Annotated in this window: 18 protein-coding genes and 2 pseudogenes; 7 read left to right on the forward strand and 13 right to left on the reverse strand. The window is 58.0% G+C overall.

The window, feature by feature from the left end:
• Positions 1-89: 89 nt before the first annotated feature.
• Together ACTX90_RS16955 and ACTX90_RS16960 are read right to left on the reverse strand one after the other, a co-directional pair.
• Complete coding sequence (locus ACTX90_RS16955; RefSeq protein ID WP_443442514.1) at positions 90-1,310, reverse strand: acetyl-CoA C-acetyltransferase; 1,221 nt, start codon at positions 1,308-1,310, stop codon at positions 90-92.
• Positions 1,310-2,125: an SDR family oxidoreductase gene (locus ACTX90_RS16960; RefSeq protein ID WP_190264262.1), complete on the reverse strand. Its 816-nt coding sequence runs from the start codon at positions 2,123-2,125 to the stop codon at positions 1,310-1,312. Before ACTX90_RS16960 ends, ACTX90_RS16955 begins: the two co-directional genes overlap by 1 nt.
• A 331-nt stretch (positions 2,126-2,456) precedes the next feature.
• Here ACTX90_RS16960 and ACTX90_RS16965 point away from each other — a divergent pair, with 331 nt between their 5' ends.
• From ACTX90_RS16965 to ACTX90_RS16975, 3 genes are all read left to right on the forward strand, one after another.
• Positions 2,457-2,906, forward strand: coding sequence for an acyl-CoA thioesterase (locus tag ACTX90_RS16965; RefSeq protein ID WP_443442515.1), 450 nt, complete (start codon positions 2,457-2,459; stop codon positions 2,904-2,906).
• A 49-nt stretch (positions 2,907-2,955) separates the two neighbouring features.
• Positions 2,956-4,392 (forward strand): MFS transporter, encoded by a 1,437-nt coding sequence (locus ACTX90_RS16970; RefSeq protein ID WP_443442516.1) that lies wholly within the window; start codon positions 2,956-2,958, stop codon positions 4,390-4,392.
• 64 nt (positions 4,393-4,456) lie between these two features.
• Positions 4,457-5,668, forward strand: coding sequence for an NADH:flavin oxidoreductase/NADH oxidase (locus ACTX90_RS16975; protein ID WP_443442517.1), 1,212 nt, complete (start codon positions 4,457-4,459; stop codon positions 5,666-5,668).
• A gap of 224 nt (positions 5,669-5,892) precedes the next feature.
• On the opposite strand, the pseudogene ACTX90_RS16980 reads toward ACTX90_RS16975, so the two are convergent.
• Together ACTX90_RS16980 and ACTX90_RS16985 are read right to left on the reverse strand one after the other, a co-directional pair.
• Positions 5,893-7,365: pseudogene (locus ACTX90_RS16980) on the reverse strand (IS3 family transposase).
• 553 nt (positions 7,366-7,918) lie between these two features.
• On the reverse strand, positions 7,919-8,692 hold the full coding sequence (locus ACTX90_RS16985; RefSeq protein ID WP_443444043.1) for a DUF4184 family protein: 774 nt from the start codon (positions 8,690-8,692) through the stop codon (positions 7,919-7,921).
• Between ACTX90_RS16985 and ACTX90_RS16990 the strand changes: the two genes are divergently transcribed.
• Positions 8,641-8,805 carry a hypothetical protein gene (locus tag ACTX90_RS16990; protein WP_285675599.1) on the forward strand — a complete coding sequence of 55 codons (165 nt, stop codon included), beginning with the start codon at positions 8,641-8,643 and terminating at the stop codon, positions 8,803-8,805. The two genes, ACTX90_RS16985 and ACTX90_RS16990, sit on opposite strands and share 52 nt — an antisense overlap.
• A 538-nt stretch (positions 8,806-9,343) precedes the next feature.
• Here ACTX90_RS16990 and ACTX90_RS16995 read toward each other — a convergent pair.
• The gene (locus ACTX90_RS16995; protein WP_443442518.1) at positions 9,344-9,769 is read right to left on the reverse strand and encodes a MarR family winged helix-turn-helix transcriptional regulator; all 426 of its coding nucleotides are present in this window, start codon (positions 9,767-9,769) and stop codon (positions 9,344-9,346) included.
• 58 nt (positions 9,770-9,827) lie between these two features.
• Here ACTX90_RS16995 and ACTX90_RS17000 point away from each other — a divergent pair, with 58 nt between their 5' ends.
• Positions 9,828-10,199, forward strand: coding sequence for a VOC family protein (locus ACTX90_RS17000; protein ID WP_053799095.1), 372 nt, complete (start codon positions 9,828-9,830; stop codon positions 10,197-10,199).
• Positions 10,200-10,645: 446 nt separating this feature from the next.
• On the opposite strand, the gene ACTX90_RS17005 is transcribed toward ACTX90_RS17000, so the two are convergent.
• Genes ACTX90_RS17005 through ACTX90_RS17015 form a run of 3 tightly spaced genes read right to left on the reverse strand, consistent with a single transcriptional unit; the run spans position 10,646 to position 13,523 of the window.
• A complete protein-coding gene (locus ACTX90_RS17005; protein WP_430267896.1) occupies positions 10,646-11,455 on the reverse strand; it encodes an AAA family ATPase in 810 nt (269 codons plus the stop codon).
• Positions 11,456-11,457: 2 nt separating this feature from the next.
• Positions 11,458-12,915, reverse strand: a complete 1,458-nt coding sequence (locus ACTX90_RS17010; protein WP_443442519.1) for a TnsB C-terminal domain-containing protein — start codon at positions 12,913-12,915, stop codon at positions 11,458-11,460.
• Positions 12,916-12,956: 41 nt separating this feature from the next.
• Complete coding sequence (locus ACTX90_RS17015; RefSeq protein ID WP_443442520.1) at positions 12,957-13,523, reverse strand: recombinase family protein; 567 nt, start codon at positions 13,521-13,523, stop codon at positions 12,957-12,959.
• 266 nt (positions 13,524-13,789) lie between these two features.
• Between ACTX90_RS17015 and ACTX90_RS17020 the strand changes: the two genes are divergently transcribed.
• A complete protein-coding gene (locus ACTX90_RS17020; RefSeq protein ID WP_443442521.1) occupies positions 13,790-14,659 on the forward strand; it encodes a DUF6602 domain-containing protein in 870 nt (289 codons plus the stop codon).
• On the opposite strand, the gene ACTX90_RS17025 is transcribed toward ACTX90_RS17020, so the two are convergent.
• From ACTX90_RS17025 to ACTX90_RS17035, 3 genes are all read right to left on the reverse strand, one after another.
• Positions 14,643-15,155: a DUF4411 family protein gene (locus ACTX90_RS17025; RefSeq protein WP_443442522.1), complete on the reverse strand. Its 513-nt coding sequence runs from the start codon at positions 15,153-15,155 to the stop codon at positions 14,643-14,645. The two genes, ACTX90_RS17020 and ACTX90_RS17025, sit on opposite strands and share 17 nt — an antisense overlap.
• 2 nt (positions 15,156-15,157) lie before the next feature.
• Positions 15,158-16,327, reverse strand: a complete 1,170-nt coding sequence (locus ACTX90_RS17030; RefSeq protein ID WP_443442523.1) for an ImmA/IrrE family metallo-endopeptidase — start codon at positions 16,325-16,327, stop codon at positions 15,158-15,160.
• A gap of 473 nt (positions 16,328-16,800) precedes the next feature.
• On the reverse strand, positions 16,801-16,959 hold the full coding sequence (locus ACTX90_RS17035; protein ID WP_443442524.1) for a type II toxin-antitoxin system YoeB family toxin: 159 nt from the start codon (positions 16,957-16,959) through the stop codon (positions 16,801-16,803).
• Between the two features lie 320 nt (positions 16,960-17,279).
• Between ACTX90_RS17035 and ACTX90_RS17040 the strand changes: the two are divergent.
• Positions 17,280-17,533 (forward strand): annotated as a pseudogene (locus tag ACTX90_RS17040) (transposase); the annotation flags it as partial.
• 385 nt (positions 17,534-17,918) lie between these two features.
• Here the strand turns inward: ACTX90_RS17040 and ACTX90_RS17045 are convergent.
• Positions 17,919-18,230 (reverse strand): putative quinol monooxygenase, encoded by a 312-nt coding sequence (locus ACTX90_RS17045; protein WP_443442525.1) that lies wholly within the window; start codon positions 18,228-18,230, stop codon positions 17,919-17,921.
• The gene (locus tag ACTX90_RS17050; RefSeq protein ID WP_443442526.1) at positions 18,223-18,786 is read right to left on the reverse strand and encodes a type 1 glutamine amidotransferase domain-containing protein; all 564 of its coding nucleotides are present in this window, start codon (positions 18,784-18,786) and stop codon (positions 18,223-18,225) included. The genes ACTX90_RS17045 and ACTX90_RS17050 overlap by 8 nt, the downstream gene beginning before the upstream one ends.
• Positions 18,787-18,976: the final 190 nt, after the last annotated feature.

The following is an 18,976-nucleotide window of genomic DNA, read 5'->3' on the forward strand; positions in this document are numbered from 1 at the left end:
CGTAGATTATCTGCCGGCAATTGCAAAGCGCACGCTCCCGGAGCTATTTCCGGAAGCGTGCGCCAAACTGCCCACTATCGCTGCTAGTACTAGTTCAAACGCTCCAGCACCAGTGCCATGCCCTGGCCACCGGCCACGCACATGGTTTCCACGGCGAACTGCTCGTCGCGTTCCTGCAGCGCGTGGATCGCGGTGGTGGTCATGCGGGCGCCGGTCATGCCAAACGGGTGACCCAAGGCGATCGCGCCGCCGTTGACGTTGACCTTGTTCGGGTCGATGCCGATGTCGTCGATGGACGGCAGCACCTGGGCGGCGAAGGCCTCGTTGAGCTCCATGATGTCCATGTCCTTGATCGACATCTTGGCGTTGGCCAGGGCGCGCTTGACTGCATCGACCGGCCCCAGGCCCATCAGCTCGGGAGTCATCGCGGCCACGCCGGTGGACACAATGCGTGCCAGCGGCTTCAGGCCCAGTTCCTTGGCCTTGGTGTCGCTCATGATCACCAGTGCTGCGGCGCCGTCGTTCAGTGGGCAGCAGTTCGCGGCGGTCACGGTGCCGTGTTCGCGGAACACCGGGGCCATGGTGGCGAGCTTCTCCAGCTTCACGCCGGCGCGCGGTCCGTCATCGGTGGACACCACGGTGCCGTCGCCCAGGGTGACCGGGGTGATGTCCTTCTCCCAGAATCCGCGCAGCCCTGCGGCCTCGGCGAGGTTCTGGCTGCGCACTGCCCATTCGTCCTGGGCTTCGCGGGAGACGCCGCGCAGCTGCGCGACATTCTCTGCGGTGTCGCCCATGGCGATGTAGATGTCCGGCAGCTCGCCCTTGGCACGCGGGTCGCTCCAGCGCGAGGAGGTGTCCTCGTTCAGCGCCTTGGTGCGGTCCATGGCTGCGAAGAATGCAGGGTTCTTGGTGTCCGGCATGCCGTCGGACTTGCCCAGTCCGAAGCGCGATACGGTTTCCACACCGGCGGAGATGAAGACGTCGCCTTCGCCGGCCTTGATGGCGTGGAATGCCATACGGGTGGTCTGCAGCGAGGACGAGCAGTAGCGGTGCACCGTGGTGCCCGGAACCGAGTCCAGGCCCAGCTGCATGGCGACCATGCGGGCGATGTTGTAGCCTTGCTCGCCGGCTGGCTGCGCGCAGCCCATCATCAGGTCGTTGATGGTGTGCGGGTCCAGTTCCGGCACCGCACTGAGCGCTGCCTGCACCATCTGCGCCGCCAGGTCGTCGCCGCGCATTTCGCGCAGCGAGCCCTTGTAGGCTCGGCCGATCGGCGAACGCGCCGCTGAAACAATAACTGCCTCTGCCATTAGAGTGCTCCTTCTACTTCAAGTTCAAGTGGTTTCAGTTCATCGGCATTCGGGGTGTGCGCCAGGAAGGCCGGCCATTCCCCGCCGCCGTCCACGTCCAGCACCGCGCCGGTGATGTGGGATGCCATGTCCGAAGCGAGCATGACGCAGGCCGCGCCGATCTCGCTCGGGGCAGCGAGCTGCCCGCGCGGGATGGTTGCAGCTACGCGTGCGAAGCTTTCCTCGTCGCCGTAGTGGTCCACCGCGCCCTCGGTGGCGACCAAGCCGCAGCTGACCGCGTTGACGCGGATATGCGGAGCCCACTCCACGGCGAGGCTTCCGGTCAGGCTCTCCAGTGCCGCCTTGGCCGCGCCGTACACCGCGGTGCCCGGGCTCGGACGACGGGCACTGATGGAGGTGATGTTCACGATGGAACCCTTCTCCGGCTGGCGCATCATCACCGGCAGCACAGCACTGGCGACGTGCGCGGCCGAGAGGAAGTTCAGTTCCGTAATCGCCTGCAGGTAGCGGGCCGAACCCTTTTCGAAACGCCCGAAAGGCGAACCACCGGCATTGTTGACGGCAACGTCAATGCGGCCGCGGCGGCTGTGCACGTCGGCAACCCAGTCCTGAACCTGCTCTGCGTTGCGCACATCCAGCTGGGTGAAGTGTACCGAAGGATGTTCGCTGATTCCGTCGGCCGCCGGGAGGCTGCGGCCGCAGATCTCCACGATTGCCCCGGCGTCGAGAAATGCCTGGGTGATTCCGGCACCGACTCCGCGGGCGCCGCCCGTAACGAGCACCACCCGATCCTTAAGGTCAATAACGACTGACATCGTTTTCCTGCCCTTCTTCTCAACAGCGGTGCCGCTGGGATGACCAGCCCACCGTGTGCCGATAGTTGTTTGCGTGTGATGGTTCGCGGGGACGAAGCCGGGCTCCCGAGACGGCTCGGTCATCGAGAATGGCCAGATAGCCGTCGATTCGCCGGTAAGCCGGGGTGGATCCGAGGTTTGCTTCCCCTGCGGCGAACCATCAACCTAACGCTTGCTACATTGAGCATAAAGGCTTAATCTCTCAATACCAAGCATGCGTTTGGTTGGTTGGGAAAATTTTGCAGATCACAGCACCTCCCACGACAAGCAATTCAAGGGGATCCGCAGGCATATGCAGACCAATTCCGACACATCAACTACGACACTCAAACCCGTGCACGAGCACACCCAGCGCCTGAGCTACGCGGACACCGACCCTGCCGGGATTCTGTACTACGCCACCTGGTTCCCGCGCATGGAAGCCTTGCAGACCGAGTGGCTGCTGCTGAACGGATTCCGCCAGGACACCTTGCTGGAACGCTTCGGCTGGTGGACCGTCTCACGGGCCACCCACTGCAACTACCTGCAAGCGGCGCGGCTCTTCGAGGAAATCACCATCGAGCTGCGGGTCGGTGAAATCGGGAATTGCTCGGTCCGCTTCGACTTCCAGATGTGGAGGCGCAGCGACCAGACCTTGGTTGCGACCGCCTCCAATTGGCTGGTGACCGTCAGCCCCGAACAGAAAGCCATCCGCCTGCCGGAAGTCTTCCGCACCTTCCTTGAATCCGGCGCCGCCCAATGACTTCCATTGCCGTTGCCAGCCCAACCGCCGGCGAGCGCCGGTTGCTGCCATGAGCGCTACCCACAGCTTCGAAACCGGCGAGCCCCAGGCCAAGTGGGCCGCCGCCCGGTGGCCCACTGTCCTCCTGCTTGCCGTCAGCGGCATGCTCTCCTCTATGCAGTTCACGCTGATCGTCCCGTCGCTGCCCAGCTTCTCCGAAGACCTCGGGGTCTCGGCGGAGGATGCTTCGTGGCTGGTGACGATTACCCTGCTCGCCGGGGCCGTGGGCACCCCGGTGCTCTCGCGCATGGCGGACATGTACGGCAGGCGGCGCCTGCTGCTGGCCGCCTTGGGACTGCTGGTGGCCGGTTCGCTGACGGCCGCGGTGGGGCCGGGCTTCGGCTGGGTGCTGGCGGGCCGTGCCCTGCAGGGCTGCGCCTCCTCCATTGTTCCCATCGGCATCAGCCTGCTGCGCGACATCATGCCGGCGGGCCGTGCCGGTACCGCGATCGCCGTCATGAGCGCCTCCGTCGGACTGGGGTCGGCCGCCGGGCTGTTGCTCTCCGGGATCCTTGGCAGCAGCGCCCTGGGCACCTCGGGGATCTTCGTATTCTCCGCCGCCGGAGGGCTTCTGGCCATGGCCGGCGCACTGGCATTGGTCCGCGATGCGGGCGCCTACCCCGGCGGACGGTTTGACGTGCTCGGTGCGCTGGGATTGTCGGTGGTGCTGGGCAGCGTTCTGTTTGTCCTCTCGAAGTCCGGCTGGTGGGGCACGCATCCGCTGCCGCTTGCGGTGATTTCAGGCCTCGGGATCCTGGCAGCCTGCCTGTGGATTCCGCAGCAGCTGCGCAGCGCCCGCCCGGTCGTCGATCTGCGCACCGCCTTCCGCCGTCCGGTGCTGCTGACCAACATCGCCACCTTCTTCGCCACCGCCGGAATGTTCGCCAACCACCTGCTGACCGCCCACGAGGTGCAGGCCCCGGCGGGCCTCGGCTCCGGGCTGGGCCTCAGCCCGGTGGACGCCGGGCTGGTCATGATCCCGGCATCGCTGACCATGGCCGGGCTTTCACCGGTGGCCGGCATGCTGCTCAACCGCATCGACGGCCGCAAGGTGCTGGCCTTGGGCGCGCTGGTCATGTCGCTGTCCTTCGTCTTCCGCCTGTTCACGCACGGCTCGCTCACCGCCATCGTGGTTGGCACGGCGCTGGTGGGCGTGGGCACGGCACTGAGTTTCGCGGCCATGCCCGCACTGGTCATGGGGTACAGCCCGGCGCAGGATGCCGCGGCGGCGAACGGCATCAACTCGCTGATCCGCACCTTCTCCGGGGCCGCCGCCAGCGCCCTGTTCGCCGTCCTGCTCTCCGGCTTCGCGGTGTCCGCCGGAGGGTCGCAGTTCCTGACCCAGGCCGGCCTGGCGCTTGCCTTCGCAGCCGTCGCCGCAAGCTGCCTGTTCGCCTCGGTGCTGGCCCTGCTGCTTCCTTCGTCGCGGGACACCGCACGGCGCTGAGCTGGCGGTTCCGGGAAATGGGACTGGCGGCCCGGGCCGCCCGGCTGCTCGGTAGAGTGCTGGCATGACTATTGACGCGTGCACAGCAAACCCCGAGGAGCGGGCGCTCTTCACGCCCCTGACCATCCGCGGCACCACGCTGCCGTTGCGGGCCGGGGTCTCGCCCATGTGCATGTACGCGGCTGTCGACGGCTTCGTCAGCGACTTCCACCTGGCCCATCTGGGGCGCTTCGCCCTGGGCGGCGCGGGGCTGGTCATCGTCGAGGCGACGGCCATCGAGCCGCGCGGCCGCATCTCCCATTTCGACCTGGGCTTGTGGGATGACGCCCACGTGGAGGGCATGGCCCGCATCGCCAACCTTCTGGACGCCCACGGTTCGGTCCCCGGAATCCAGCTGGGCCATGCAGGCCGCCGCGCCTCGGTGCGCGAGCCGTGGCATGCCGGCGCCCCGCTGGACGAAACGGACGCCCAAGCGGGCAACCCGCCATGGCAGACCGTCGGCCCCTCGGCCTTGCCGGCCGGCCCGAACTGGCCGGTACCGACCGAGATGAGCGAGGCGGAGATCGCCGAGTCGGTCGCCCAGTGGGCGGCCGCCGCGCGCCGCGCCGCCGAGGCGGGCTTCCGCTACATCGAGCTGCATGGCGCCCACGGCTACCTGCTGCACTCCTTCCTCTCCCCCATCTCCAACACCCGCACCGACGGCTACGGCGGGGACACCGCCGGGCGCATGCGCTACCCGCTGGAGGTCATCCGCGCCATCCGCGAGGTGGTCGGCGACGAGATCATCCTGGCCTACCGGGTGTCCTCGGTGGACGGCGTGCTGGACGGCGGCCTGGGCATCGAGGACATCGTCGAGTTCTCCCGGCACGCGAACGCCGCCGGCGTGGACGTCATCGACACTTCCTCCGGCGGCATCACCACCGACCGTTCCAGCGACACCCGGGTGCGCCGCGGCTTCGGATTCCACGCCGACTTCGCTCGCGCCATCAAGGCCGGCACTGATGCGCTGGTGGCCTGCGTGGGCTTCATCGTGGATCCGGAGCAGGCAAGCCGGATGATCGAAGACCAGGACGCGGACATCGTGCTGCTGGGACGCGAGATGCTGGACAACCCGAACTGGGTCCACCACGCACGGCGCGCGCTGGCGGCCGACGAGTTCGACCACTGGGACATACGCTTCGGAAGCGCCCTGGGCCCGCGCCTGTCCACCCTGCAGCGACTGGCGGAGTCCGGGGAAACCCCGCTGACGCGCTCCGAGCAGTACACCGGCGCCTAGCGAAACTCGGCTAATACTTGTGATGCTCCTGGAAAACCAGGAGCATCACCTGCTTGGTGCCAATGCCTGTCGTTGAGTGTCTCTGATAAACCTATGCGGTGGGCGTAACCCGTGGCCCGCGTGCTCACGTGGGCACCGTCTATGTGCATAACGTGCAGGACCTCATCAGAGAAGAACCGTCTTGGTGGTTCGGAAATTTTCAAGTCAAGTGAGACCAAAGGATGCTAAGCAGCGAGCATCTCTTCACCTTCCTCCTGCTTCACCGGTTCGTTGATCCACGCGGCCTCAGGCATCTGTAATTTCTTCGGCATGCGACGCTGACCGAACCGTTCGGGATGCGCGTCCCACGCCTTCTGCAACGCCATCAGCCGCTGGTCCTCAACATGCCCAGTCATCCCGAAATGCACGTCCGCAGGCGTATGGAACCCGATCCCCGAATGCCGGTGATGACCGTTGTACGCCTTCACGAACCGGTCCATGAATTCCCGGGCATCGGCCAGCGAACCGAACCGCTCGGGGAACACCGGAAGATACTTCAAGGTCTTGAACCAGCTCTCCGAATACGGATTGTCGTTGCTGACCTTCGGCCGCGAATGCGATTTGAGCACGTCCAGATCCGCCAGCAACGCCGCCACCGGCTTCGAGGTCATCGACGTGCCACGGTCAGCATGGACCACCTTGGGGATCTGGTCGGTGGCGAATACCTGCGCGATGAACTCACGCGCCAATTCCCCGGATTCACGGGCATGGACCTAGCAACCGACGATGTAGCGCGAATAGATATCGATCATCACGTACGCGTCAAAGTAGGTCCCCTTGGCCGGCCCAGCGAGTTTCGTGATGTCCCAGGTAAACACCTCTCCAGGCTGGTACGCCACCAGTTCCGGGACCTTTCGGGCTGGATGCCGGGCCTGCCGGCGGCGTTCGGCCACCTGCTTCTCACGACGCAACAGCCGATACATGGCCGAGACCGAGCCTAAATACGTTCCTTCAGACAACAAGGTGGCGTAGATCTGCTCGGGTGCCTGATCGATCAACCGCTCGCTGTTCAGCGTCTCCAAGATCAGGGCTTCCTCCTGCGCGGTGAGCTTGTTCGCCGGTGCCGGACGCGGCGCCGTGGACGCTGATTTCGGGGCCCGCGCGGCACGCTGGTGGCGGTGCATGGTCGCCCGGCTGACCCCGGACAGGGCGCTGGCCTGCCGGGTGGGTACCCCGCCGCCGAGCAGCTGCTGGTAGGTGTCGGTGAGCAGGCTGCGTACTTCTACTTGGAATCCGCGCTCTTTTCAGATTTGTTCCAAGAGCGCGTGCGCTTTTCCCATGATGTCCAGGGCGGTCTGCGTGGTGGCCAGCTTCTGCTCGCTGGTGGCTAGCTGCTTTTTCAGTCGGGCGATTTCCGCTTGCTCCTTGCTCAGCTTGCCCGTCCTGCTCCCGGTGCTGGAGGTGGTGTTCCCGTCGAGGATTCCCGCGTCGCGCAGCCTGCGCCATTCGACGATCTGCGAGGAGTACAGGGCGTTGGCGCGCAGGTAGCCGCGGCCTTCGCCGGTTTGGATGGCTTGTTCGTAACCGTGCAGGTAGGCGAGTTTCTGGGCCGGGGTGATGGTGCGGCGCTGCGGTTGCTCCGGGCGGGGCTGGGTGGAATCCATGGTCCTATTCTCCGGCATGGTCCCGGTGGCTGGGTGGATGGAGGCGATGCTCATGGTGGAGGTTGGTCCTGTTCTCGCCCTGTCTGGGGAGGGTGGTTTGCTATGAACCGGTGGTCTCACTCAACCCTGACAGACAGGGCGGTGACCTCCAGGCCCTGTCGGTGGGCCAACTCCACTGTGTGCCCCCCCCGACCCCGCCGGCCGCGCCAGCGGACGCCCATTTCTTCCAGGCCCGGGCCTGGGCATGCAATCAGTCTCAAGGGATCAGGATGCAGTGCATGCTGAAGAGACTGGCACTTACGCAGTGAAAGAGCTGCTTAGCAGATCGAACGCTTAGCGGTGACGAATGCTTCTTCGCCTGGCGCAATCAGTACAATCCGTTACGGGACAAGACGCGCGGTTAATGAACGATGAGGTAAGCCTCGTCGCAGAGTTCCTCTGCATGGGCATAGTGCTTGCGGTGGCTGTATTCTCTAGGAAGATCCTGTCAGGTTGCTTGCGCAAGTGACTATGGAAGTATCGATGCGGACTGGATCGTTGGCTTGAATTTTTGCGCCTGTATAATTCCGCGGTCAAGAATAATATGCAAAAAAATCGATGTCACCGATTACTCCAGAGCTGTTTGGACCTTCGCTCGATTCATAATCTTCAGAGCGAGGCGTACTGCATGCCATATGACTGCATAGATTACGAGTAAGACGGATGCCGAGGATATCCCGCTTTTTACAAATACAGTGATTACCGATGCCCACTCGAGAGAGGATTCACCCGTAAGGGTTTGAGCGATACTCCTCACTGATAATGCGATACTCACCAGAGCGATCGATGAGGCTATGAGGATGCGCGTCATGAGTGTTTTGGGCGCAACCCGCATTTTGCTCGACGATCGCTCCGCTGATTTCAGCCGTCGTGCGCCCCAGAACGCCAGAAAGAAAACGCCGAGAATGCTACTCGCATGTTGCAAGAAGCGGTTGACGGGAATATTGAAGATCATGGGTGCTTGCAACACTTGGATTCGGCTTACGAGCCAACTATCTCCGTGCGTAAAAGAGTCCCACACCACGTGAGTAAGAATCCCCAATATTACAGAAACAAGCGTCCATAGCACGTGGTGCGTGAGGGGGCGCATCTCAGAAGTTCCATGTTCGCTCCGGCCAGCTAGATACTTGAGAGGTCGCTTGAGGAACCGCAGGAGTAGAAAGATCAATAGCGCGATTGGCGCGGTGGCTGTGATCATTCCTGCTAGTGAATGGGTGTAAGTTGCGTTCACGAATGGTTCGTACCAGTCTTCGGCCGCAACAGGAATCCTCATAAAGTAAGGAAAATCTGGTGCAACTGCCCCCGCGACGAGGGCTGCTGGAACAAATGGATACCTCAGCAAAGGGAGTATCGCTGCTGGATGTGCAAATGTGGCTGGCAAGTGAGCTCTCTTATGAAAATGATGACAGAATGGAGCCGAAAATTGACAGTGCTTCGCCCTGGCGGGCAAAGTAAGCTAATCCTTTTCGGCAATGCTAGGAATATTCACTATAGAGCCGGGGCGCAAGCCCTGATAGCTCGATCCCCGTCCGCTGCAACCGTATCCACTGAGGGGTGGACATTGTTGTCACGACCATCAGCACGGCTTCGATTCGGGCTAGAGATCTAATACCGTTGGTCGTTTCGTCTTCAGCGAAATCTGAGGCGTGGATTCCCGAGACCTGGTGAAGAAAAACCGCGGGAGTATGACGCGCTCCCATAGTTTGAGAACTGGATCCGAGTAATCCACGCAGATCCACGATAGGTGTCGTCTCCTCTCTTGAAATGAACGTATGGGAAGTCGAACTTCCGGTTGGCGGTTCTCCTGAACTTCAGCCCATAGCCCATAGACGGGATTCGCAACGAGCTCACGGTGCAATACGTAATAAACCAGTCCCACGCCCTTGGCCACACCGGCCTGCATCCACTAGGCACTACCCGCTGCGGAACTTCAAGCGCTGCCCCATGGTGATGATTCGTTGCTGCTTTCGCGAAGCCTGATTTGCCTGCAAACTCAAGCTCTGAGCGCATTGATGCATAGGTTCAGCCCATAGCCGAGTGACTCTAAATCCGAAGGTTTGAGTCCCGAGAGCATTCGCTGCTCAACTTTGTCCACTTCGGCTTGTGCAGCGGAAAGAAGCGTCGCACCCGCCTCTGTGAGCGCAGCGGGCAACGCACGGCCGCCCGCCGATGGCTTGGAGCGTTCAACCAGCCCGCGTTCTAGCAGTTGCTGCAACATTGTGCCCATTGATTGGCGCGTCATGAACGTGGCTCGAGCCAACTCTGCAGCGGAGATGCCCGGATCGCGAAGAAGGCTGTGCAGGCATGAGTACTGTGACACGCTGAGGTCCATTGGACGCAACGCGTCTTCCATGTGAATGCGAAGTAATGACTGTGCTTGCTTAATCAGATACCCGACCTGAGGTTGATGTTTGCTCATGTAAGAATTCTGACATAGAATTTTCATGTAAGAAAACTGACATATAAGGAGAATCATCATGTCCGTCACAGGCCCCGATTTCATTGCCCTGCAGGTACGTGACCTTGAGAGGGCCGCAGCCTTCTACGAGAACACAGTGGGCCTGACCCGCGCACCATTCTCGCCCCCGCACGCCGTCGTCTTCGACACCCAGCCAGCCTTCGCTGTCCGCGATCCTGAGCCTGGTGCGGATCTCGATTCCGGAAAGCCAGGACTTGGCGTCGCGATCTGGCTCCATGACCCTGAGGCAGTTGCTATGCATCGCGCACTGGTGAGCGCGGATGCAACCATCTTGCGTGAACCATTTGAAGGACCCTTTGGGACGACCTTCGCCTTTCAGGATCCCGACGGTTACACAGTTACTATTCATGACCGCGCCACACGCGGCTAGCCCAACATAAAGCGGCACAGTCCCCATGTGGCAAGCGGTTGCTTGCAACGACGCTCTCGGCCGGAAGGTTCGCCCGTGGATTCGTTCAGCGCAGCCTGCGCACATTAGTTGACAACGTCCCGTAAGCCGCTCGACTTACGGGACGTTGTGAACTATTGACTTGATTGTTTCAGGAACTTCGAACCCTCAATTTTTCGGATGTACAGATATTCGCCCGAGAAAATGCCCAGTGAAGTTACGGCGCACTTTGACGCCATCCGACGCAACCGCATCGCCAGAAGATTGATGCGCCAACTTCAGGGGCTCTGGACACAGAGAATGCCGAATCACAAACGGTCGTTATTGACACCCCCATCCGCTGACTTGCCCGAGAATCTTCGACAGCTGAAAACTCAACATGTGACTGTTAGTTTAGTTTGGCGGTTATTTGCAGCAAAGATGGCGGTCTATGCGTGGCCAATGACAAGCGTTGAACGAGCGGCCTCTACGACTTCATCAGTGATCGTCGTGAGCTCATTGATCTTCATAACCCGTTCTATTTGAGCGAAGAGCCGGATGATCAATCGGAAATTCCCACGAGTCAGTCGGAGAATAGCCCCTACCGCTTGCGCATCGGTGAAATCATCCATGTTGAGCGTCAGGCCAAGTTTGGTCCACCACCGTTGCAACACAAAAACTATTTCATCTTGCCCAAGTGCCTTGTACTCATGGGCGAACCCGATGCGACTATATAGTTGCGGATAGCGGCTGAACTGCTTTTCCATCCCAGGCATGCCGATAAGAATCAGCGCGATTTGGGTCCGGTCATGAAAGTCTCTCAGATATTCCACTGCAACAGCGTTCAGGCGTTCGCACTCGTCAACGATTATCAGCTGAACGTTCCCAGGTCGGTCGTGGGGTGGTGAGCTACGGTTGTTTTGGCTGATCAAATGTTCATCAACGCAAATGCTAAATCTCGTGGATACGAGCCGTAATTCGGATTTGAGCAGTTTGGCTGTGGTCATGACTTGAGGGTTGTAGAACACTGTACGTTTTCGATTACATGCCGCATACATACGCTCGTCGTTGTCGCTACGTGGCCCCCACGCTTGAAGAAATGGCTCTAGCTTGTCCCAGCTCGCATAAACCCGAGCTGAGTTCGTTTTTCCTACACCTGCCTGCCCAAAGCAAATACCGATGGTTTTCTGTCTCCTGACCGAATCCGCAAACTCTATAAAGCGACGATGTTCTTTGGTGACGATGAGTTTCGAGCTCACTATTAGCTTCCCTCCTGATACGTACGCAGCTTCTTTCTGGCTGATGGTGCAGCACTCGTCAGTGGCGCTTGTTCCGAATCTGTGTTCGCCTCGGTTGGGGATCCAAGTGACAGTTTGAGATTGATTTGATTCCGCAGTTCGCGCTTGCGCGCATTGCGTGCGGCTTGAATATCTTTGAGCGTCACCGTACTTGACTCATGTTCAGGATCGACCGCTTTACAAATAAAGGAGTCTCGGTAGAACACTCGGATCTCCGAAATATCTCTAGGGTCATACCGAATAGTGACTTGTTCCCGCACGTATGCTGCTAGCAAGGGCGAAATGTAGCGAAGCCCTTGGAAATGCACTCCATCTCGGTGCACCATTCGAGATTTAGCAACGGTGAGCAACAGCAGATTAAGATCATCAATGGACTCAGGGATGCGCGGGAGCCAGCCTTGACTGAGCCATGCTGCTGTGGGCGCCACTTTAGTCTCCGGGTGTGTTCGCTGGTGATAGTCCTCAGTAATGAAAGACTCGATTTTGCTGTCGAGCTCTTTAAGGGTGAGCTTCGGTGACGAAGATGGTTTACCGCGAATGAGATGGCCAGGCAATGTCGGTAGCAGCTCAGTATTGACCGTTCCGAAGATCCGTTCAATCTTCCCTCGTCCTTGTGGACGTGCAACCGCTGAATAAACGATCTCGAAGTTCAGATCCTTAGCAACCTGAGATAAATGCAAGCTGGTGAAGTCAGTGCCGTGATCAACGTACAGACGATCAGGTATCCCGCACATCGGCCATACTGGGTCACCAGAGGGCCAAATAGCATCTCGAAGGGCCAGCGCTGTAAAGATGGCAGAAGGCGCACCGAGGAAAACCATGTATCCACAGACCGCGCGCGAGTAGTCATCCAGAATCACTGTCAGCCATGGCCTGGCTGGTTTCTGATTCGCATCAAGTATGAGAATGTCCAGTTCGGTGTGATCAGCTTGCCAGACTGCATTTGGTGCCTCTGCACGGTGCCGCCACACCAACTCATATTTATCTCGATAAGCGACTGGACCTTGAAGTGCTAGCGTTCGCATTGCTGGATCTAGGTTTTGCACGATTGAACGGACGCTGCCATAGGAAACTGTTGGCCACCCATTCTTTTCAGCTGCACTGAGGGAATCTCGATAAATTTGAGCGATGCTCAGTACCGGTGTCTGCAGCGCGCATCGCTCAATGAAAGCTACCAATTGCGGGTGGATTTTCGAATCTCGTCGGGCCGGCCTGGCAGGCAGTAATCCGGCGATCCCATCGTGGGCGTAGGCATTTTTCCATCGCTGCAATGTGCGCAGCCCTACGCCGCTTTCATTGGCTAGCTCAACGAGAGTTTGTCCACCGTTGATATGCCGGGCAAGGATGTCCCATCGGTTGGCGGCTGTTTCTTCGCGTGCCTGATGACTTGCTGGTTCAGGCCGTGCACCGTTCGAAGGCATGGCTACATTCTGAACCTTGGCATGGTCTGAGGTCGAGGGTTTTATTCTTGCGCTGTTTTCGACAATGCACGATAGACGGTGCTTCGACTAACTCCTAGTACTTCGCCAATTTGAGTGAGGGTCATTTCCTGCTGCTCATAGAGTTGTCGGGCGGTGCGCAGCTTATCAGCCGTGAGCAAGGCGGGACGGCCGCCGACTTTGCCACGCGCACGAGCAGCCTGTAGACCGGCTTTTGTTCGCTCTCTGATCAGATCCCGTTCGAACTCGGCCAAGGAGGCAAAAATATTGAAGACTAACCGTCCTCCCGAGGAACTGGTATCAATATTCTCCTGCAACGAACGAAACTCAATACCCCGTTGCTGCAAAGCATCAAGGTAGTCAATCAAGTGCCGGATGGACCGACCTAAACGATCGAGCCACCACACCACCAAAGTATCGCCTGGACGCAGCTGGTCTAATACTGCGTCTAGTTCGGGGCGAGACTCTAGAGCACCTGACGCGGTATCGGTGAAAATTCGATAGCACCCGGCAGCAGTGAGCGCGTCGTGCTGCAACCGCGCGTCTTGATCACCAGTAGACACTCGCGCATATCCAAGAAGATGTCCCATGCCATGAAATGTATCAAAACTCGTCAAACATCAATAGAACTGACCCATAGAATATGGAACTGGGTTTTGAACCCCTGTGCGAAAAATTGACCCTTGAATTTTCAACTGAAATGGCGTGATGCAAATCCTTCAGTTTCAGGGTGTCAAAAACGAACGTTTTTGAAGCGCGGTAGCTCGGTGGAGAATTCGACGACACAACGAGGTTCTCCATACTCTGTTTCGAAGTCGGAAATACAAGAGGTTCGCGCCCGTTTAGACTCTCTACTATGACTTCATCAAAGCGCTCTGCTCCTCCAGCGGTACAGAAGTATTGGAACGCTGTTTCCAATATTTTGCGTATCGAATCTCAAGAAATTGCCGGCCTAGTTAATCACATTGGGACCAGAGGAACAGCCGACGAGAATTCTATAATTAAGGTGCTGGAAAAGGTGTTGCCACCGTCGACTCGGGTTTCCAACGGGGAAGTCCTTGACTCAGATGGTCAAATATCCGCGCAGATGGACGCACTTGTGCTGTCGAATACCTCGCATCCAATTCTCTTTGGCCAAACACCTGACGAGTTGATTTTCCCCGTCGAATCAGTACTTCTGGCCATCGAGGTCAAAGGAAACTTGAGCAAGACCGATGTTCAAAATGACATTGTGGAGAAAGTCCGGAAGCATCATGCACTGAACAGCCACCAACACCCACGACCGGTTTTTGCGGTTTTTGCGCATGAGGCAACGTCTCATCCCAAAACTGTTGCAAAATGGTTCTACGATTTGCCTGAGAATGCCCGACCAGAATTCTTTCTAGTAAATGATGCAGCCTTATTCGGGACTCTTGATCCCCGCTCAGCTGACGGATACGAAATTCTCATGCCTTTCGCACCGAAAGCCGGGGAGAAAGATTCAAAGCCACTTGCAGAGCTCGGCGGCTTAGAACCAGGCTTCTGGAGGCCTTATAACCTACCCATGGGTGAACAAGTGCGGGTCGATCATGGGACAGGGATGTTGTTATTCATCAAGGCCGTTCTGGACGTCCTTAGTGCAAGAGGGTTTGCCGATGTGGCCTGGCTGGATCGCTATCTGGACAAGGTGAGCACCAAGAGAATTCGATATGCTAAAAATCATGATCCTGTCATGGAGCTATCGTAACAAGCGTGATGGCTTCCTGGTCCAAGAATTCCTCCACCATGCAGCAGTCGATTCGAAGGAAGTTGCAGGCTTCGGGCACAGTGCATCGATCCTCTGTCGTCCATTCCTCATTGGAGACGACCGTGACGTCGTAGGTCGCCGTCAGCTGTTGAGCCAAAGCGATCGTAACGATGGCTTGCTGCTGGTCGGTTTCCTCGTTATTAATATCCAGAATGTGTTGTTGGGATGGATCCAATCCAAAATCAACGCACACCGAATGGACACTTTGGTAGCGGACTTCCGCTGCGTCTTTCAAACTCCGCCAGCCAGAGGCAGCCCATATAGTTACAGGTTCGCCCTTGGCATACTGCTGCCGTTCATTTTTTGCCGCCTCACAGTAAATGATGCGGGATTTATCTCGCAGATCTGTGAGTTTTTCAGTGAGTGTGACATCATGCGCTGCTAGCTTATTCAAAGCCTGCAAAGCCGAGCTGTCGAGTACATAAATCTGTGTCACCTCTACACGGCCTCCCGGCCCAATGTAAGGAAACTACGGAGCTCATTTTGAGACTTAAGATTGAGGCTCTTTCGTACTTCAATCTCAGAGAGATTAGTGCGTTCAAGAGCCTCACCAAACAGCCGGGCTATGCCGGTGCCATAGGCAGCAATCCGCTTCTGCGCCCGTGTCTGTCCTCCACGCGCAAATCCGTCTTGCTCGGGCTCTACAAAACCGCCTGAAACTGCATTTACGAGGCCACCGTTTGCGAGTCCGAGCTGCTTCAAGCGGATAGCCACACTAAAGTAACTGCAGTAGAAGTACCCAGCAATGCGTCGAACGGAGTCGATGTCGTCGTCTTGAATAAATTCCTTCTTCAGGTATTTACCCATGTAGGCGCTGAGTTCCTCCCTCGGCATGAGAAAAGCCGCAGCAAAGCGGTTGCACCAGGCTTCTTCGCTTGTACGAGACTGCAGGTCATGCTTATCACATGCCTTATCGATCCCCCGTAACAGATGTGCGAGTTCGTGCAAAAGCGTGAAGGAACGAGCCGCGGGGTGTTTTACAGCAGAATTTACGAAGATTAGCGGCACGTACTCATGGTGGAGAGTAAAGCCCCGAAGGGAGTCGCCTTGGATCGGCAACAGGTTCGTCATCACGCCTTGGCCTTCTAAGGCATCCCGGATCGCTACAAACAACTGGGACTTGCTTTTTATTCGCCTGCGACGGGTACCTACATCCTCCCATTGCAGCCATGTAGCAATCCTCAGTGCTGCTTGCTCAGGGTTCGAGTTAGTACCAATAGAGGGGAATTGAACCTTGGCGTGTCCTAGTTCCGTGCTTATTTTTGCGGCGGCTTGCTGGCGCCGCTTCGCTTCTCGGAGCGCAGCACGTTCGTCCGGGCTGAGTGTCCGGGCTTGGCCGGAGTGGGACATAGGCGCCCGGAAATTCGCATCCACCGAATGCCGGCTAGTTGTGGGGGGAACAGGAAGAGCAAAGAAATAGACCGAGCGCCGCGTTGCCTTCGCAATGTATTTCAGGTCTTCTTCGTCGATGGTGACAGGGCCGGAAAGATGTGTAGATTGCCCCGCAGTCGCACTAAGTCCAACTGCTTCCAGGATCTCGACCCTATTTACCCCAGCATCCTCCAATGCCCACTCAAGAACAGCTCCTTGAACGGTGGCAGTAGTCATGTTGGCAATCCTAGGATATTTCAGACTTTTCTAAGCTAAGCGGGTCGCTTCCAATACGGACAGTCGCGGTGGATGTTGTTAATTCTACCGGTCGGACAGACAATTAGGGACAAACCGAACGAGCCGAAGCGCAGATTCCACCTTGGGCAATTTATTTGGTGAGAATCTACATAGCCATTTTTGTCGTAAGCCGACTGGGGCCTGGCGCACTCCTACAAGTTATATAAAGACTCATGACAGGGATAACACTCACTGACAAGCTCAGAAGATGTCGCAAACCTGACGGACCCGATTACTGATAAACCTCAGTCCAAGCCAGAGTGGGGATCGATGCGAGGCTTTACCCGAAAGTTCATTATGTGCAGTAGAAGCAAATAAGGTCTTTTCAATTTTACATAACGTCGGTTATCGGCCAAAAACTCCGCTTAGGCGAGTAGGTCTTAGTAACAGCGTAAGAACGATAAAAGGTTATGTTAGTACTGATATTTTGATTGGAGAATCGTCACCCCGCGGTCCTCAGAGATATACACCATGCGATTGACATCATCGATGCGTCGCGGCCAGACGTCAGCCAGTGCGTGCTTCAAAAGTTCAAGCTTTCCGAAACCTTCAATTAGATCGTCTCGTGGCACGTCCTCGATCAGCAGTTTAACGCGCTTGAGTGTTTTTACGGCCTTAGGTCTTCCAGTGCGCGGTCAGCGAAGTCAGTGACCATTTCCGGGGGCAACATCCTTGGAGGGCAGCAGCAATGCTTCCGCAAAGGGTTGTCGGCACCGACGTTAGAGATTTGACGAGGGTAACTGGAAATCTGGGCGATGCCTGCTCTCCAGCTATCCTCAACGTTGCTCTACTTCACTGCTGCTTTCTGGGTGTGCCGCACAAGAAACACGCCCAGACCTGCCAAGAACCATTAGAGATGTTGTGAGACACGCGTTCGTAGGAGAATGAGTGCATGTCCACACGTCAGAAGTTCACCCCCCGGGGTTCCGTGCCGAAGCAGTCGAACTAGTGATCTCCTCCCAGAAGAGCCTGGTCGAGGTCGCAGCCTCTCTAAGCATCAACGAAGGAACCCTGGGCAACTGGGTCCGCACTTACCGCACCGAGCACCCCGAAGCGGAAACCGAGGAACGCGGGCCGGTGGAATGGGCCCAATACGAGAAGCTACGCAAGGAACTGCTGGAGGTGAAACGGAAGAACGACTTTTTTCTGAACCGCGGCGATTTGCTGCCTGCCCCAGACGCTGATAGCCCGCGACGATCGCTCCTAGACCAGCGGCTTTACTTCCCTCCGAAACATCGTCATGCGGTAACCAACCCGCTGATATCAGAATCGACCACGTCGTCGGTGAAACACAGCACGAGTCACGACCCGGCCTGCAGATCGAGGTCCACTGGAACCATTAAGGCGACCCCGCACCCTTTCGGATGCGGGGTCGCCTTGCCATGCCCACCTTGACAAAATTAACTACATATCATTTGCGGGGGAACCCTATGCCCAGCTCGGGATTACTATGTGCCGTCAGCTGACTTCCCGGTGTGGGTTAAAGCAGACCATGAAGAGCACACCCGGTAAAAACACTACAATTAGTCCTCTACACGCTTTCACCGGGTAGCTTATATGCAAGCACATCGACGTTCTCAATGTTCGGGTCTACGCTGAACAGATCTGCTCCCTGGGCAGCGAGCGCCTGACCAACGCCTCCAGACAAGTGAGTCTGGCGGGCCTCGTCGTCTGGGAACACGTCAAAGATCCCGAAGGTCGATGCATTGAACTTCAAGGCGAACCAGGCTCTCGTGCCTTCTTCTTGCTCGACAATGGAGCGCGCGCTACGGAGAAACTCCGCGACTTCCTCTTCTTTGCCTGGCTTGGCTCGCAGTACTACTGACAACGCAACCTCAATCATGGTCGCCTCCCTTGTCCTCGCTGAGCTGTTCTACGATCGCGGAGCAAAAAGCCGGAAGATCGTCGGGCCAACGACTGGTGATGAGATTCCCATCAACTGCTACCTCTTGATCCACGACATTCGCACCGGCGTTGCGCAAGTCGGTGCGGATGCTCGGGTAGGAAGTCAGCGTCCGACCGTTCGCGACACCGGCTTCGATCAGCGTCCATGGGCCGTGGCAGATCGAGGCGACCAGCTTGCCGGTGGCCGCGAAATCGCGTACAAAACCTACCGCATCGGCATCCAACCGAAGCTGGTCCGGGTTGACCGTGCCACCAGGAAGCAGCAGTGCATCATAGTCATCGACCGAAACTGATTTCACTAGGGCATCTACCGAGAATGTCCCCGCTTCATCCAGGTCATTCTTTCGGGCTTTGATCTCGCCCTCGTGCAGTGACAGCAACTCAGTCGTGGCGCCGGCATCAAGTAGAGCCTGTCTCGGCTGTTCCAGCTCGACGCGCTCCACGCCGTCTGCGGCAAGGATCGCGACCCGCTTGCCTTTCAAATCGTCTGCCATTTTGCGCTCCGTTCTGTAAGAGGTGGTGACCTGCCTGTGTAGGCGGGTCATCAGCTGTCCATAAAGGACAACATAATCTAGGTGCAGCACTCCCCTGGGCCAGTCGTCAGTGTACTCATCGAAGTTCCAATAGGCATCAGCCCGCCTGCCCAAGGACAAGGCCTAGGTGACTACCTGATGCGACTTTGTC

Source organism: Glutamicibacter soli, assembly GCF_052322135.1.
In the GTDB taxonomy this organism is placed as follows: domain Bacteria; phylum Actinomycetota; class Actinomycetes; order Actinomycetales; family Micrococcaceae; genus Glutamicibacter; species Glutamicibacter soli.

Excerpts from the sequence above, each read along its gene's own strand:
- ACTX90_RS17050 (WP_443442526.1), bottom strand. The coding sequence starts at position 18,786 with ATGGCAGACGATTTGAAAGGCAAGCGGGTCGCGATCCTTGCCGCAGAC.
- ACTX90_RS17000 (WP_053799095.1), top strand. The coding sequence starts at position 9,828 with ATGTCCGTCACAGGCCCCGATTTCATTGCCCTGCAGGTACGTGACCTT.
- ACTX90_RS17030 (WP_443442523.1), bottom strand. The coding sequence starts at position 16,327 with ATGACTACTGCCACCGTTCAAGGAGCTGTTCTTGAGTGGGCATTGGAG.
- ACTX90_RS17020 (WP_443442521.1), top strand. The coding sequence starts at position 13,790 with ATGACTTCATCAAAGCGCTCTGCTCCTCCAGCGGTACAGAAGTATTGG.
- ACTX90_RS16995 (WP_443442518.1), bottom strand. The coding sequence starts at position 9,769 with ATGAGCAAACATCAACCTCAGGTCGGGTATCTGATTAAGCAAGCACAG.
- ACTX90_RS17015 (WP_443442520.1), bottom strand. The coding sequence starts at position 13,523 with ATGGGACATCTTCTTGGATATGCGCGAGTGTCTACTGGTGATCAAGAC.
- ACTX90_RS16955 (WP_443442514.1), bottom strand. The coding sequence starts at position 1,310 with ATGGCAGAGGCAGTTATTGTTTCAGCGGCGCGTTCGCCGATCGGCCGA.
- ACTX90_RS16965 (WP_443442515.1), top strand. The coding sequence starts at position 2,457 with ATGCAGACCAATTCCGACACATCAACTACGACACTCAAACCCGTGCAC.
- ACTX90_RS17010 (WP_443442519.1), bottom strand. The coding sequence starts at position 12,915 with ATGCCTTCGAACGGTGCACGGCCTGAACCAGCAAGTCATCAGGCACGC.
- ACTX90_RS16975 (WP_443442517.1), top strand. The coding sequence starts at position 4,457 with ATGACTATTGACGCGTGCACAGCAAACCCCGAGGAGCGGGCGCTCTTC.
- ACTX90_RS16960 (WP_190264262.1), bottom strand. The coding sequence starts at position 2,125 with ATGTCAGTCGTTATTGACCTTAAGGATCGGGTGGTGCTCGTTACGGGC.
- ACTX90_RS17045 (WP_443442525.1), bottom strand. The coding sequence starts at position 18,230 with ATGATTGAGGTTGCGTTGTCAGTAGTACTGCGAGCCAAGCCAGGCAAA.
- ACTX90_RS16970 (WP_443442516.1), top strand. The coding sequence starts at position 2,956 with ATGAGCGCTACCCACAGCTTCGAAACCGGCGAGCCCCAGGCCAAGTGG.